This window comes from Pseudomonas sp. ADAK21 (assembly GCF_012935735.1).
GTDB classification, from domain to species: Bacteria; Pseudomonadota; Gammaproteobacteria; order Pseudomonadales; family Pseudomonadaceae; genus Aquipseudomonas; species Aquipseudomonas proteolytica.
This window is the reverse complement of record NZ_CP052857.1, coordinates 3,050,854-3,065,470: the sequence shown is the minus strand read 5'-3', so window position 1 is coordinate 3,065,470 and position 14,617 is coordinate 3,050,854. Positions and strand designations below refer to the sequence as shown.

Below are 14,617 nucleotides of genomic sequence, written 5' to 3'. Positions count from 1 at the left end.
CGAGCCGTGACAGGAACAAACTTGCACAATCGAAAATACGATGCTAAACCAATATCCAATGGATATTGGTTGCTTCGTCTGAATAGTAGTGAGTAGTAGATTTGAAAAGCAAACGGCTTAGTGACCTGGGTGAAATTCAACACAGAACAGCAAGCGAGCAGATTGAACAGGTGCTGAAGCAGGCAATCCTGGAGGGCCGGCTCCCTCCCGGAGAGGTGTTGCGCCAAGAGGAGCTGGCGCAGACCTTCAACGTCAGTCGCATGCCGGTTCGAGAAGCGCTGAAGAAACTGGAGGCACAGGCGCTAGTGGATTTCGTGCCTTACAAAGGCGCGATCGTGACGCAGATATCGAAGGCCGATGGCCTTGATAACTACGCGATCCGCCTGGCACTGGAACCGGCCGCCATACGGCAGTCGATTCCCTACTTGACCCACGAAGATCTGCAGATGGCCAGGGACTTGATCCAGCAGATGAATGACGAAACGGAAATGGACCAACTGGGGGTGCTGAACAAGCGTTTTCACATGTGCCTCTACGGGAAGACGCCTCATGCCAAGTTCTTGCAACTGGTCGAGAAACAACTGTCCGTGGAGGATCGTTACCTGCGCTTTCACTTGTCTGCCATGGGCCGTGAGCACATGTCACAGGACGAACACCTGGCGATGGTCGAGGCCGCCACCCACCAGGATCTGGACCGCGCCGAGGAGTTGGTGCGCAAGCACTTGATAAAGGCCGCTATTGCACTGGAAAACTTTTTCGACCGCAAAACTTAAAAGTGAGTGCTTACCGCACAACAAGGAGGTAGTCGTGGTAGAGGTCATTTCAGCAACCGCCGTGGATTCGGCGCAGAACCTGGCCGGGAAGTCGATTTTCCTGGAAATGGGCGCACGTTTGGGCGTTGTCGAGCTGCTGTTGCAAGCAGAGCCCTTCGATGCGCAACAGGTCGTAGACCTGAGCGGCGCCAAGCACCATTTCGTCGTGTCCTACCTCAACGCGCTATGCAAGCTGGGGCTGGCCGCGCCTGGCCCTGCCCCCGAAAGCTACAAGGGCACCGCCGAACTGCCGGCGGCGGTGAACAACTGCGGCTACCTGCTCTGGGCCTTGCAGTCCTGCGCGCCGTTGATCGAACACCCTGTGCAGTTCGCCAATGATATGCAGGGTGCTATCGACACCTACGTACGCAATGGTGAGCACGTGGCCAGGACGTCCAAATGGATGGGGGCGACCGACTTTTATCCCCATGCCGAAAAGGAAATCCTGCAAGCCAACCCGCAAAAAATCATTGATTTCGGCTCAGGCACTTGCGGCCTGCTGATCCGCCTGCTTGAGCAACTGCCACAGGCCACGGCAATTGGCATAGACCTGAGTGCCAGCGCTTGCCAGAAAGCCCGGGAAATCATTGAAGGCAAAGGCCTGAGCCAGCGGATCCAGGTGATTCATGCACCGGTTGAAACCCTTATCAACGATCCGGCCTTGCTCAAGGACGTCGATGTCATTCACGCAGGCTTCGTGTTCCATGACCTGAACCCGACGCAAAGCCAGGTTCTGCCGCGACTGCTGGCGGCCATCAAGGGCGCATCCCCCCGCGCCAAACTGGTGATTGCGGACGCCATCCCCGACGACACACCTTGGCAAAACAACGCCTATTCGCTGGCGTTCACGTTTTTACATACCCACTTCATGGATCGACGGTTTCCTTCTGAGCAAGGCTGGCGAGCGCTGCTCGAACAGGCTGGGTTCATGGACGTGACCATCAGTAAACCCGGCCTGTCGGGCAGTCGCCTGATTGTCGGTCACTAAAGCACCACCCTTCCTTTAAAGCAGTAAGGAACCCTATGTCGTAACCAATCCTTGGGAGATCGATCATGCGTATAGAAACCCTTGTGGACCGTGTCAAAACCCATCGCTGCTACAGCCACCCCATCTTCCACAACTGGGCCCGGGTCAACCCCGGAACCGAAGCTATCGGCGCCTTGTTCCACCATATACGCAGCTTTTGCGATGCCACCCGCCCGGGCTGGAACCTGCCTGAAGGCCTGAAGCAGATCGGCCTGCCCACCGAAAGCCATCTGCTGCAGGAAATCGTCGACAGCGAGGAAAACCATGGCCCGGAACTGGCGATGATGGCCGGGCATATCATCAACCGCTCAGTGCCGGGCAAGGCGCTGTTCGACGACCTGTCCGACCAGGCCCATATCGAGTCCATGCTCAAGCGTTGCTCCGACGAGTTGCTCGGCCAACTGCCAGGTTACGACTTTGCCACCGGCCTGATGCCGCAAACCAAAAAAGCCATCCACACCTTTGAAGCACGCAAATCGACGGCGCCCCAGGATGTGTACAAAAGCCTGGGCACCGCGCTGGCCCTGGAGATCATCTCCAATCGCCAACTGATACCCGGAGAAAAAGCCTGCCTGATTGACAGCGGCCTGTACCGCGCCAGCTTCGACGAGCCGGCCATGCACTACCTGCTGGAGCACTACGGTGAAACCGGCGCCGAATGCCAGCACGAACAGAATGCCATCGAAGCCGTAGGGTCAGTCCTCAGCGCCGAGAACAGCACGGCAATCGTCCAGGGCGCCGATGATTTCCTCAATAACCTGGAAGCGTTATGGGACTTGCTGGACGCCACTCTCCTCCAGGCCGAGGGTAGCCGCGCAGCGGCCTGAAGCGTACCGACGGGCCGGGCGACCGGCCCCTTTCACCGACCAAACCACAGGTGAACCATGAACCTACAAGCACTCGACACCCTCTTCGAAGAGTTCTTCCGCAGGCCCGTCGCCAATGCCGAGGACATATTTGACCTGGGCGCGAACTCCTTGACGGCCATTCAATTGATCGGCCGGGTCAATGAGGCGTTTGGCGCGAATATCAACATGGAGCAGTTTTTCCTCAAGCCGTGCAAACAAACCATCATCGATCAGTTGCAGCCGGCAACGGCGGCCCATTACGCCTGATGAGGTACGCCATGCACAGCCTGTTCCCCTTGACCCTGAACCTGCCGCGCGCCGGCAAGGTGATCTGTGTACAGAGCCTGCCAATTGATCCGGCCCGGGAGACCTTGCTGCTGTTATCACCAGTCGGCACGCAGTGTTTCTACATGAAGAACGCCGCATTGTTTTTCATCAGCCGCTTCAATGTGATCATTCTGGAAAGTGACGCCCTGCTGTCCTATGCCTCCACAGCGCAACTGACACCGAGCGCGGGGGTCAGCGATTTTTTCACGCAGCTGCGCACTGCGCTGCCTGAGGGCGTATGCCTGGATGCTCTGGTGGGTTACTGCTCTTCCGCACCTTTGGCGCTGTTGGCCGCGACCCAGGGTGCCTGCCGCAAATTGCTATTGCTCAACGGCGCCTACTTTCTCAGGGGTGATGAAATTGCCAAGAGCCAGTATGAACGCGACGTCGAACGCATGATGCAATCGATCGCGCAGGGGAACTGGGCCCAAGTGTATGAAGCCGTCAGCCTGATCCACACCGCGTGCAGCTATACCCCCAGCGACTACCGCTACCAACAGGTCCGGCCTTTGCGCGAGCTACAGGCCTTTCACCAATACCTGACCTTCCTCAACCACTTGGCGAGCCTGGAAGTGGCGAGCACCGCCCAGGCCGTCAAGACACCCACCCTGGTCTGGTGTGGCAGCAACGATCGCTACACCGACACTGCGTCTTCAAAATACGTGGCGCAGTGGCTGCCTGACTGCCAACTGATCGAAGACCCGGCCGGACATCATCACGACTTTGTCGACGGCCATGAACAGCTGTACCAGGCCATGAGCTGTTTTCTGACCCGCGACACAGCGCAGGCCAGCCGATGAACGCACATAATCGGTCCACGACCCGGGTGTTTCGCAAGTTCCAATCGATTTGCACGGTGACGCCCGATGCGGTCGCGGTTGTCGCTGAAGACGCGTCGATTACCTATCAACAGTTGCATGAGCGAGTACTGGGGCTGTGCGAGCAATTGACCCAGCGGGGCCTGGCCGATACCCCATGCCTGCCGCTGGTCGCCAATCGTTGCCTGGACTATCTGGTGACGCTGCTGGCTTGCGCCAAGCTGGGGCTGGCCTATGTTGCCATCGATCCCGGCACCCCCGCCAAGCGCATTGTCGCGCAGCTTGATCAACTGGGCTGCAACCATGTTTTGCTGCTCGACCAGCCCGAAGCAGTCAATTTAGATCCACGCCTGACCCACTTGCGTCTTGACGAAAGCGGCGCCCTTAGCGCCCAAGGTCCAGCCTTTCGCCGGCCCACCCGGCCGTATCCAATGGACATCGATCCGCTCACGGTGATGTTCACCTCCGGCACCACTGGCGTCCCCAAAGGTGTGCTGATTGGCCAGGATGGGCTGCTGAACCTGGTGGAGAACGTACAGCGGCAAGTTCAAGGCCTGGCGCGCAACTATGTTCATCACTCCTCGATCGGCTTTGACGCCGCGTTGTTTGAGGTCTGGGTCCCTTTGCTGACAGGTGCCTGCGTCACCTTGCACAAACCCGCTTTCAATATCGAGACCCTTTGCGAGGCGGTGCAAAAAGCCCGGTGCGACGTGCTGCTGTTGACCACCTCGCTGTTTCATCTGGTGGCGCAGCACCGCCTGCACATGCTCGCCGCAGTGCGGGTGCTGTATGTCGGTGGCGAAGTACTCAAGCCGGTGCATGCCCGGGCGCTGCTGGCGGCCAATCCAGGCATCACCCTCATCAACGGCTACGGCCCGACCGAGAACACCGTGTTTTCCACCTGGCATAGCCTGGGCACACTCAAGGATGCCCAGGCGCAGGTCATCCCGATTGGCCATCTGCTCAGCCAGGTTTACGCCAAAGTCGTCGATGCCGACCTTCGAGAGGTCACACCCGGCACATCCGGCGAGTTGCTCCTCGGCGGACGAAACCTGGCCCTCGGCTATCTGGACGTCGAACTGACCCGCAAGCGTTTCCTGCGCCTGCCAGAAGGTATCTATTACCGTACCGGCGACTATGTGATCGAGGACGAACATGGGGTTTTCCGCTATCAGGGCCGCATCGACGAACAGGTCAAGATCCACGGCTACCGCGTCGAGCTCGCCGAGGTCGAACAGGGGCTGATGCAGTTACCGGGCATCGCCCAAGCGGTGGTGCTGGCCCGCGCCATGAATCCTCTGGAAAGCTGCCTGCATGCCTTCATTGTGTTCCAGCATGGCTGGCCGGATACCGACGAAGGCAAGTTACTGAGCCTGCTATCCAGCCGGCTTCCCCCCTATATGCTGCCATCGCGCATCCATCGGCTGTTCGAACTGCCGGTGACGGCCAATGGCAAGGTGGATAAACGCGCGCTGCAATCACTGGCGGACGAACAGGCCGTTCATATTGCGCCCCACCCTGCAGGCTCCGCGGTGCTGGAAGCCTGGTCCAGCATCCTGGGCACCCGCGACTTGCAGCCTGAAAACTCCATTTATACCTATGGCGCCTCATCCCTGAGCGTCGTCATGGCCCACACGCAAATCAACCAGACCCTTGGCAGAAAAACCCCATTCGATGAAGTCGCCCGGCTGAACACCTTGCAGGAATGGGTGCAGTACTACGTAGCGCATGAAAACCTCAGTAACCTCTCTTAGGAGCCGACATGGATATCACTGACTTTTCGTTGACGGAACAGGAGCATCAGCAATTCGACCGGGACGGCTTTATCGGGCCCTTCACGCTCTACGAGCCTGAAGAAATGATGCAACTGCATAAAACCGTACGGGCGCAATTGTTCAACCGTACGCACGCGCCCTATGACGCGCCCCTGGATGTGGCGATCACCAATTACGACCGGCACCTGGACGTTGAATTGCTGACCCGTCATGTCTTTCGCAAAGAGATCGTGCACCGCCTCAAAAGCATCCTGGGCCCGGACGTAATCTGCTGGCGCAGCGAGTTCATTCCCAAATATCCCGGCAATGAAGGCACCGATTGGCACCAGGCGGACACGTTCGGCCATGCCTCCGGGGAACCCCAATTGGTCTGGCCCGAGGATGAAGCATTCGGCGGCGCCATCAACGTGTGGACCGGTTTTACCGACGCCACCCCGGAAAACGGCTGCATGCTGTTTATTCCAGGCACCCACAAAAAAATGAACTACGACGAGTCCATCGGCATGACGTTCGACCCGGTCGCCAATAAAGATGTGGTCAAGGGCCAATACGCCCGCGGCTTCAACGGCTACGACTACAGCACCCTGCAAAAAGACAAATCCTGGCAACCGGACGAAGCCGCAGCGGTGCCGATCGTGATGAAAGCCGGGCAGTTTGTGATCTTCCGCTCGATGCTGATGCACTCCTCGCTGCCCAACTCGACGTCGGACAAAACCCGCTTGGGGTATGTGGCGCGCTATGTTCCAGGACGGGTGAAGGTCTACCCCGGCACCGACTATGTGAAAGAGTTTGGTGGCGAGTACCGCCTGGACAAATTCGGCGTGGTGCAAGTTGCCGGGACCTGTACCGACCCGCAAAACCGCGTGGCGAACAGGAGCCTCAGCGGCCTGGACCTCAAGCCTCTGGCCAGTTGACAAGGATCGCCCATGGAACAGCCCTCGTACCTGGCGATCGACCATATCGCCTACGCCACCCGATCCACGGAAAAAACCTCAGCGTTCTTCAAGACCCTGGGGTTCGAGGTGCTGTTTCATCGGCAACCGATCGAGACCTTTGGCGTATTCATCACCAAATTGCGTTCTCCGGCGGGTGAGATCGTCGAAGTGGTCGAACCCTTTCGCGCCGACAGCGTGGTCAGCCGACTGCTGGTGGACGTGGAGGCGTGTATCTATCACGTGGCCTTCAAGGTCGGTGACCTGCACACCACCCAGGCGTCACTGGCAAAAATCGGGGGGGTGACCGTGACCAATGCCATGACGATTCCCTATCCCGCCACACCAGAACACCGTTCACTGACGACGTCACACATGTTTCATCCGGCGGTCGGCCTGTTCGAGATCACTGGATGAGAGGGACGCCATGAACCACACAACCCTGGCGCAGCCCCGCTGGCTCGCACCGTTCCACACAGGGCACGCCGCCGTCCAGCGACGCATATTGCTGTGCTTCCCCTATGGCGGTGGAGGCATGGCGCCGTTCCTCGGGTTGAACGCCTTACACAGCATCGACATCGCAGCCTGGGGGGTCAGGCTGCCTGGACGTGAGGAACGTATCCAGGAGGCGCCAGCGCTCAGTGTCGAGCAAATGATCAATGCCATAGTCACCGAGCTGCAAGCGCTGACACTTCCGTTTGCCTTCTATGGCCACAGCTTCGGCGCCGGCCTGGCACTGGATATCGCCCATGCCCTGGCCGAACGGGGCCACCCTTTACCCACCCACCTGCTTCTTTCCGGGCGCATGCCACCCCATACCGGCTATTCCCCGTTGCTGGGAGCGATGAACGATCAGCAGTTATGGGCGCACATCCGAGCGCAAAGCACCCTGCCGTTGCCACCGGACCCTGCGTGCAGTTTCGCCCGTACCGCCGTGAAGAAACTCAAGGCCGACCTGGCGCTCAACCAACAACTGACCTACCGCTTCCTGCGACCCTTGCCGGTCCCCCTGCATACCCTCAATGGCTATGACGACCCGTTGATCGACCCCCATCGCCTCGACGAGTGGGGTTGCTACACCAGTGCCACCTTTCAGAGCCAGTGCGTACCAGGCGGGCACTTTTTTTTCGAAGACGACTTTCCACGCTTTTACTCGTTTTTTTTAACCGCCCTCAGTGAACAAGGCAGCTAAGTCATATGGAACGCGCATTCTGGAGCACCCCTTACCTTTCGACCCTGGACGCTCGTGTGCTGAGTATCGAGGGGCGTAACGTGGAGATCAGCCCGACGATTTTTTTTGCCGAGTCGGGCGGCCAGGAGTCTGATCACGGTACGATCAACCACATTGAGGTCAGCCAGGCCACGGTGGCGGGTGAGCGGATCATCTATGCCCTGGCCCAGGACCCGGACTTTGCCGTTGGCGACCAGGTCAACGTAACGATCGACTGGCCTCGGCGCTACGCATTGATGCGGTTACACTTCGCCGCGGAAATCGTGCTGGAACTGTTCTACAAGAAATTCCCCGACCTGCAGAAAATCGGCGCCCACATAGGCCAGACCAAGGCGCGGATCGACTTTACCCTGGCAGAGAATGTCAGCCAGTACTTTCCCGAAATCCTGCAGGAAGTCGAAACGCTGGTCGCGGCCGATCTGCCCATTGAAAGCCGCTTCACCGACACCGCGCGCTTGCGCCGCTGCTGGCACATCGACGGGTTTTCCCAAGTGCCCTGTGGCGGTACGCACCTGAACACCACCGGCGAAATCGGCAAGATCCGCCTCAAGCGCAATAACATCGGGGCGCAAAAAGAGCGTGTCGAAATCTACCTGCTGGACTAACCGCCCTACCCCCTGACTGTCCTGGGAGACAGCCTTCATGCTCAACGTCATGTCTGCACTTGGGTTGCTGCTATTAATGCCGGGGCCGACCAATACCCTGTTATTGCGCTCTGGGGTGCTTTCTGGTTTCAGGCGGGCCTGGACCTTGAGCTTGTTGGAATGCCTGGCTTACCTGCTGCAGATTTCATTTTGGGGCTACCTGCTCAGCCATATGGGTGCCAGCGCGCCCTGGTGCCTGAAAGTGATGCAGTTTGTCTCGATCTGTTACCTGGCCAAGACCTCGTACTGCCTGTGGCGCGAGCCCACCGCCGGCCTGCCCGCTATACCGGGCGCGCAGGTATCGCGCCGGCAGTTCTTTTTGCTGACGCTGATCAACCCCAAGGGCTTGCTGGTGGTGTCGTTCATCGTGCCCGTGCAAACCTTTGCCGATACCGCCTTGTATGGGCAGTTCGTCATGCAATTCACCGCGGTAGTGATCCCGGTAGGCTGCGCCTGGGTGCTCTTCGGTGCGCGTATCAAGCGCAGCGGGCATGCCTGGTTGACCCCGCAAAACATAAACCGCACGGCGTCTGTGGTTATTAGTTGCTTTGCACTGGCAATTCTATTCAAACTGGCGGATGCGTTGATCCGTACCGGCCCGGCCTTATAGTCCTGCCAGGCGGCGCTGGCACTTTGCCACAACTCAAGGCATGCTAGCCGCCCTTCGGGCGTCCGGCTTATAGTGCACGTCGCGCGCCAGTACAGCCAAACCGCAGGATCACAGCTTGACCAACGTAACAAAGCCAAGCCCGTTGCGCGCAGCCCATATTGCGCCGGGCGCCCCCCTGCACGGAACCCTCAAGGGCGCGTTGGCGACGCTGGTCCTGTTGCTGCTCGCGCTATTGTTCTGGCAACTGCTGGACCAACTGCAGCAAAACCAGAAGAACCAGCAGCAATACACCATCAACTACAGCGCCGACCTGGCCGAACAGATCAGCCTGAACATGGCCCTGAGCGCGCAAATCGCCCTCAACCTGCTGCCGATTGTCGAGCCCCCACGCAACGAAGAACAGCACCAGGCCCTGGTGCGCAGCTTGCAACGCTCGCTGCCGGAACTACGCAGCGTCGCCCTGCTCGCCCCCAGCGGCGCGATCATCAGTGACACCGCCGACAACAGCCAGGACGGTGCCTGGCTCGAAGAGCTGGTCAAGCGCAGCCATGCCCAGTCCTATTACCTGAGCAACAACAGCGACGGCTCCGTCATCTACTTGCTGCTGCACCAACCCAGTGGCGGCGCAAAAATGTACTGGGCGTTGCGCCTGGCCCCCAATTACCTGGCCAACCTGACGCGCCAGGACGGCCAGGGGCCGCGCCCGATGTGGGCGATTGAGAACCAGTTGAACCATCGGATTGTCAGTCGCGACAGCGGCATGCCCAGCCAATGGTCGTCCGGGCTGACCCCGGAAGAACTGAATAAAACCGTACTGGTCACCCCCTTGAGCAAAAGCGACTGGCAACTGCGCGGCCTGTTCGACCGCGCCGCCGTGCTGGAGCAACTGCTGCCGGCGTTTATCGGCAAGTGCCTGCTGGGCCTGGCCTTTTCGCTGATCCCGGTGCTGGTGCTGCTGAACATGCGCCGCCGCCAGCGCCAGGTCAACGAAGGCCGGCGCCGCTATCAGGATATCTTCGACGGCACCGGCGTGGCCTTGTGCGTGCTCGACCTGTCGGGCCTGCGGGGGTTCTTCGACAAGGCCCAGTTGCACACCCGCGAGCAGTTGCAGGACTGGCTGCAAAACAGCCCCGAGCAACGCCAGCATCTGCTTAAGGAACTGCGCATCACTGAAGTCAACCAGGTGGCGGTGCGCCTGCTGAATGTGGCGTCCTGCGAACAGGCCTGGGACCGTTTGATCGACGGTTGCGCGCTGAACACCAGCGCCATTGGCTACCAAGTGCTGGAAGCCGTGCTGACCCAGCAAAAACAGCTGGAGCTGGAGATTCAACTCAGCGACATCGACGGCAACGACCAGTACCTGTGGCTGGTGATGCGCCTGCCGGAAGCACAGCACGACTATAAGGCAGTGATCCTCAGCATCAGCGATATCACCAGCCGCAAGCTGATCGAACTGTCGCTGGTGGAGCGCGAAGGCTTCTGGTCGGACGTGGTGCGTACCGTGCCGGATCACCTGTATGTGCAGGATGTGATCAGCCAGCGGATGATCTTCAGCAACCACCACCTGGGCCATACCCTGGGCTACAACCGGCACGAACTGCAACAGATGGGCGAGTACTTCTGGGAGATCCTGCTGCACCCCGAAGACGCCGAGTACTACCACGAACTGCGCCAGCAACAGCGCGCCGCCGGGTACCTGGCACAGTTGCAGTGCCAGCTGCGCTTTAGGCACCGCAACAACCAGTGGCGGCGCTTCGAGATCCGCGAACAGGCCCTGGCCCGGGACAAGACCGACCAGGTCACGCGGATCATCGGCGTGGCCAAGGACATCACCGACCAGATCGAAGCCAGCGAGTCCCTGCGCGACAGCGAGCAGCGCTACCGGATGTTGGCCGAAAGCATCAGCGACGTGATTTTCTCCACCGACAGCAAGCTGGCCCTCAACTACGTCAGCCCGTCTGTGAATGCAGTGCTGGGCTATGAAGTCGACTGGATCTTCAAGAACGGCTGGCAATCGACCATCGCCAACCCGCAACAACTGACCGGCATCTACACCCTGGTGGAACGGGTCAGCCGCTCTCTGGACCAGCCCGAAGCCCTGGCCCTGCTGCGCGATGACGTGCAGACCCAACTGTTCCTGTTCGACTGCCTGCGGGCCGATGGGCGCAAGGTGCCGATCGAGCTGCGCCTGGTGCTGGTGTGGGACGAGCACGGCGCGTTCGAAGGCATCCTCGGCGTGGGTCGCGATATCAGCCAGCAACGCCGCGCCGAGAAAGACCTGCGCATGGCGGCCACGGTATTCGAGCATTCCACCTCGGCAATCCTGATCACCGACCCGGCCGGCTACATCGTGCAGGCCAACGAAGCGTTCAGCCGGGTCAGCGGTTATGCGGTGGCCGACGTCCTCGACCAGTTGCCGAACATGCTCACCGTCGACGAACAGCAGGAAGCGCACCTGCGCTACGTGCTCAAGCAGTTGCACCAGCACAGCACCTGGGAAGGCGAAGTGTGGCTCAAGCGCCGCAGCGGCGAACATTACCCGGCCTGGGTCGGCATTACCGCCGTACTCGATGATGAAGGCGACCTGGCCAGTTATGTGTGCTTCTTCAGTGATATCAGCGAGCGCAAGGCCAGCGAGCAACGCATCCACCGCCTGGCCTACTACGACGCCCTGACCCACCTGCCCAACCGCACCCTGTTCCAGGATCGCCTGCACACCGCGCTGCAGTCGGCCGAACGGCAGAAGTCGTGGGTGGTGCTGATGTTCCTCGACCTCGACCGTTTCAAGCCGATCAACGACTCCCTGGGCCACGCCGCCGGCGATCGCATGCTCAAGGAAATGGCCACCCGCCTGCTCGGCTGTGTGGCCGAAGACGACACCGTGGCGCGCATGGGCGGTGACGAGTTCACCTTGCTCCTGCAACCGCGGGTCAGCCGCGAAATGGCGCTGAACCGGGCTATTCATGTGGCCGAGCAGATCCTCGCCAGCCTGGTGAAGCCGTTTGTGCTCGAAGGCCGCGAGTTTTTTGTCACCGCCAGCATCGGTATCGCCCTGAGCCCTCAGGACGGCAACGAACTGAGCCAACTGATGAAAAACGCCGACACGGCGATGTACCACGCCAAGGAGCGCGGCAAGAACAACTTCCAGTTCTACCAGGCCGACATGAACGCCAGCGCCCTGGAGCGCCTGGAACTGGAGAGCGACCTGCGCCATGCCTTGGACCAGAACGAATTCGTGCTGTACTACCAACCGCAGTTCAGTGGCGATGGCAAACGCTTGACCGGCGCCGAAGCCCTGCTGCGCTGGCGCCACCCACGGCGCGGGCTGGTACCGCCGGGGGATTTCATCCCGGTACTGGAAGAATTGGGCCTGGTGGTGGATGTGGGCGACTGGGTGATCGACGAGGCCTGCCGCCAACTCAAGACCTGGCACCAGAACAAGGTGCGGGTACCCAAGGTTTCGGTGAACATTTCGGCCCGGCAGTTCTCGGACGGGCAGTTGGGTACGCGGATCGCTACCATCCTCAAGGAAACCGGCCTGCCACCGGCGTGCCTGGAACTGGAGCTGACCGAAAGTATCCTGATGCGCGAGGTCAACGAGGCCCTGCAGATCCTCGCCAGCCTGAAAAACCTCGGCCTGAGCATCGCCGTAGACGACTTCGGCACGGGTTATTCATCGCTCAACTACCTCAAGCAATTCCCCATCGACGTGCTCAAGATCGACCGCACCTTCGTCGACGGCCTGCCGTCCGGCGAGCAGGACGCGCAGATCGCCCGCGCAATCATCGCCATGGCCCACAGCCTGAACCTGGCGGTGATCGCCGAAGGCGTGGAAACCCATGAGCAACTGGACTTCCTGCGCGAGCATGGCTGTGACGAGGTGCAGGGTTACCTGTTTGGGCGGCCGATGCCGGCCAATCGGTTTGAGGCGCAGTTCAGCAATGATGCGCTGTTCATGTTTGACTGAAAATCATGTGGTGGGGCAGACGGCCTCATCGCGGGCAAGCCCGCTCCCACAGTTGAAATGCGTTCCCATGTGGGAGCGGGCTTGCCCGCGATGAGGCCCTCAAATACGCCATCCATCTCTGGATGAGCGCCACTTGTCCGCGACATGATGTCCTTTCATATGCCATCTAAAACCCATTGGGTTAGAATGCCCCTCTTTTCTGCCCCCGATCCTTGAGGACCGCCATGTTCAGCCGTGATTTGACTATTGCCAAGTACGACGCCGATCTCTTTGCCGCCATGGAGCAAGAAGCTGTGCGCCAGGAAGAGCACATTGAGCTGATCGCTTCGGAAAACTACACCAGCCCTGCGGTGATGGAGGCTCAAGGTTCGGTTCTGACCAACAAGTACGCCGAAGGCTACCCAGGCAAGCGCTACTACGGCGGTTGCGAGTTCGTCGACGTGGTTGAGCAACTGGCCATCGACCGTGCCAAGGAACTGTTCGGCGCCGATTACGCCAACGTCCAGCCACACGCCGGCTCCCAAGCCAACGCGGCCGTTTACCTGGCCCTGCTGCAAGGCGGCGACACCATCCTGGGCATGAGCCTGGCCCACGGCGGTCACCTGACCCACGGCGCCAGCGTTTCGTCCTCCGGCAAGCTGTACAACGCTGTGCAGTACGGCATCGACGGCAATGGCCTGATCGACTACGACGAAGTCGAGCGCCTGGCGGTCGAGCACAAGCCAAAAATGATCGTGGCCGGTTTCTCTGCCTACTCGCAGATCCTCGACTTCCCACGCTTCCGTGAAATCGCCGACAAGGTTGGCGCCTACCTGTTCGTCGACATGGCCCACGTGGCCGGTCTGGTCGCCGCTGGCGTCTACCCGAACCCAGTGCCTTACGCTGACGTCGTGACCACCACGACCCACAAGACCCTGCGCGGTCCACGTGGTGGCCTGATCCTGGCGCGCGCCAACGCCGAGATCGAGAAGAAGCTCAACTCCGCGGTATTCCCGGGCGCCCAGGGTGGCCCGCTGGAGCACGTAATCGCCGCTAAAGCGATCTGCTTCAAGGAAGCGTTGCAGCCTGAGTTCAAGACTTACCAGCAACAAGTGGTGAAAAACGCCCAGGCCATGGCCAGTGTGTTCATCGAGCGCGGTTTTGACGTGGTTTCCGGCGGTACTGAAAACCACCTGTTCCTGCTGTCGCTGATCAAGCAGGACATCTCCGGTAAAGATGCTGACGCTGCCCTGGGCAAAGCCTTCATCACCGTGAACAAGAACTCGGTACCGAACGACCCACGTTCGCCGTTCGTCACCTCGGGCCTGCGCTTCGGCACCCCGGCCGTGACCACTCGTGGCTTCAAGGAAGCAGAGTGCAAGGAACTGGCTGGCTGGATCTGCGACATCCTGGCAGACCTGTCCAACGAAGCCGTGATCGACGCGGTACGTGAGAAGGTCAAGGCCATCTGCAAGAAGCTGCCGGTGTACGGCGCTTGATTGCAGTTGCTTGAATGAAAAGCCCGGCTCTTGAGCCGGGCTTTTTTATGCCTGTTGGAACGCGGTCAAAAATGTGGGAGCTGGCTTGCCTGCGATAGCGGAGGGTCAGTCAATGATGTGGTGGCTGACAGACCGCTATCGCAGGCGA

General features: G+C 59.9%; 13 protein-coding genes. All 13 read left to right on the top strand.

The window, feature by feature from the left end; all coding sequences use genetic code 11:
• Positions 1-101: 101 nt before the first annotated feature.
• The 13 genes from HKK57_RS13890 to glyA all read left to right on the top strand — a co-directional run bounded on the left by HKK57_RS13890 (position 102) and on the right by glyA (position 14,469).
• Positions 102-773: a GntR family transcriptional regulator gene (locus tag HKK57_RS13890; protein WP_029292093.1), complete on the top strand. Its 672-nt coding sequence runs from the start codon at positions 102-104 to the stop codon at positions 771-773.
• Between the two features lie 34 nt (positions 774-807).
• Entirely contained in the window at positions 808-1,800 is a 993-nt protein-coding gene (locus HKK57_RS13885; protein ID WP_169390300.1) for a class I SAM-dependent methyltransferase, read from the top strand.
• Between the two features lie 83 nt (positions 1,801-1,883).
• Positions 1,884-2,666: a hypothetical protein gene (locus tag HKK57_RS13880; protein WP_237150390.1), complete on the top strand. Its 783-nt coding sequence runs from the start codon at positions 1,884-1,886 to the stop codon at positions 2,664-2,666.
• A 57-nt stretch (positions 2,667-2,723) separates the two neighbouring features.
• Positions 2,724-2,954, top strand: coding sequence for an acyl carrier protein (locus HKK57_RS13875; protein ID WP_029292099.1), 231 nt, complete (start codon positions 2,724-2,726; stop codon positions 2,952-2,954).
• Positions 2,955-2,965: 11 nt separating this feature from the next.
• Positions 2,966-3,814, top strand: a complete 849-nt coding sequence (locus HKK57_RS13870) for an alpha/beta fold hydrolase (protein WP_104910944.1) — start codon at positions 2,966-2,968, stop codon at positions 3,812-3,814.
• Positions 3,811-5,586 carry a non-ribosomal peptide synthetase gene (locus tag HKK57_RS13865; RefSeq protein ID WP_169390299.1) on the top strand — a complete coding sequence of 592 codons (1,776 nt, stop codon included), beginning with the start codon at positions 3,811-3,813 and terminating at the stop codon, positions 5,584-5,586. The genes HKK57_RS13870 and HKK57_RS13865 overlap by 4 nt, the downstream gene beginning before the upstream one ends.
• A gap of 8 nt (positions 5,587-5,594) precedes the next feature.
• Positions 5,595-6,521: a chlorinating enzyme gene (locus HKK57_RS13860; RefSeq protein WP_029292105.1), complete on the top strand. Its 927-nt coding sequence runs from the start codon at positions 5,595-5,597 to the stop codon at positions 6,519-6,521.
• Between the two features lie 12 nt (positions 6,522-6,533).
• Complete coding sequence (locus HKK57_RS13855) at positions 6,534-6,956, top strand: VOC family protein (protein WP_070994157.1); 423 nt, start codon at positions 6,534-6,536, stop codon at positions 6,954-6,956.
• A gap of 10 nt (positions 6,957-6,966) precedes the next feature.
• Positions 6,967-7,731: a thioesterase II family protein gene (locus tag HKK57_RS13850; RefSeq protein WP_092230526.1), complete on the top strand. Its 765-nt coding sequence runs from the start codon at positions 6,967-6,969 to the stop codon at positions 7,729-7,731.
• 5 nt (positions 7,732-7,736) lie between these two features.
• Positions 7,737-8,375, top strand: a complete 639-nt coding sequence (locus HKK57_RS13845) for an alanyl-tRNA editing protein (RefSeq protein WP_029292111.1) — start codon at positions 7,737-7,739, stop codon at positions 8,373-8,375.
• Positions 8,376-8,412: 37 nt separating this feature from the next.
• The gene (locus tag HKK57_RS13840) at positions 8,413-9,024 is read left to right on the top strand and encodes a LysE family translocator (RefSeq protein WP_169390298.1); all 612 of its coding nucleotides are present in this window, start codon (positions 8,413-8,415) and stop codon (positions 9,022-9,024) included.
• A 115-nt stretch (positions 9,025-9,139) separates the two neighbouring features.
• Positions 9,140-12,991: a bifunctional diguanylate cyclase/phosphodiesterase gene (locus HKK57_RS13835; RefSeq protein WP_159908881.1), complete on the top strand. Its 3,852-nt coding sequence runs from the start codon at positions 9,140-9,142 to the stop codon at positions 12,989-12,991.
• A gap of 224 nt (positions 12,992-13,215) precedes the next feature.
• Positions 13,216-14,469 carry a serine hydroxymethyltransferase gene (gene glyA / locus HKK57_RS13830; RefSeq protein ID WP_029292115.1) on the top strand — a complete coding sequence of 418 codons (1,254 nt, stop codon included), beginning with the start codon at positions 13,216-13,218 and terminating at the stop codon, positions 14,467-14,469.
• Positions 14,470-14,617 lie beyond the last annotated feature (148 nt).

Bases quoted from the DNA above. Each gene is read 5' to 3' on its own strand.
- HKK57_RS13860 (WP_029292105.1), top strand. From the start codon at position 5,595: ATGGATATCACTGACTTTTCGTTGACGGAACAGGAGCATCAGCAATTC.
- HKK57_RS13865 (WP_169390299.1), top strand. From the start codon at position 3,811: ATGAACGCACATAATCGGTCCACGACCCGGGTGTTTCGCAAGTTCCAA.
- HKK57_RS13845 (WP_029292111.1), top strand. From the start codon at position 7,737: ATGGAACGCGCATTCTGGAGCACCCCTTACCTTTCGACCCTGGACGCT.
- HKK57_RS13840 (WP_169390298.1), top strand. From the start codon at position 8,413: ATGCTCAACGTCATGTCTGCACTTGGGTTGCTGCTATTAATGCCGGGG.
- HKK57_RS13870 (WP_104910944.1), top strand. From the start codon at position 2,966: ATGCACAGCCTGTTCCCCTTGACCCTGAACCTGCCGCGCGCCGGCAAG.
- HKK57_RS13875 (WP_029292099.1), top strand. From the start codon at position 2,724: ATGAACCTACAAGCACTCGACACCCTCTTCGAAGAGTTCTTCCGCAGG.
- glyA (WP_029292115.1), top strand. From the start codon at position 13,216: ATGTTCAGCCGTGATTTGACTATTGCCAAGTACGACGCCGATCTCTTT.
- HKK57_RS13850 (WP_092230526.1), top strand. From the start codon at position 6,967: ATGAACCACACAACCCTGGCGCAGCCCCGCTGGCTCGCACCGTTCCAC.
- HKK57_RS13855 (WP_070994157.1), top strand. From the start codon at position 6,534: ATGGAACAGCCCTCGTACCTGGCGATCGACCATATCGCCTACGCCACC.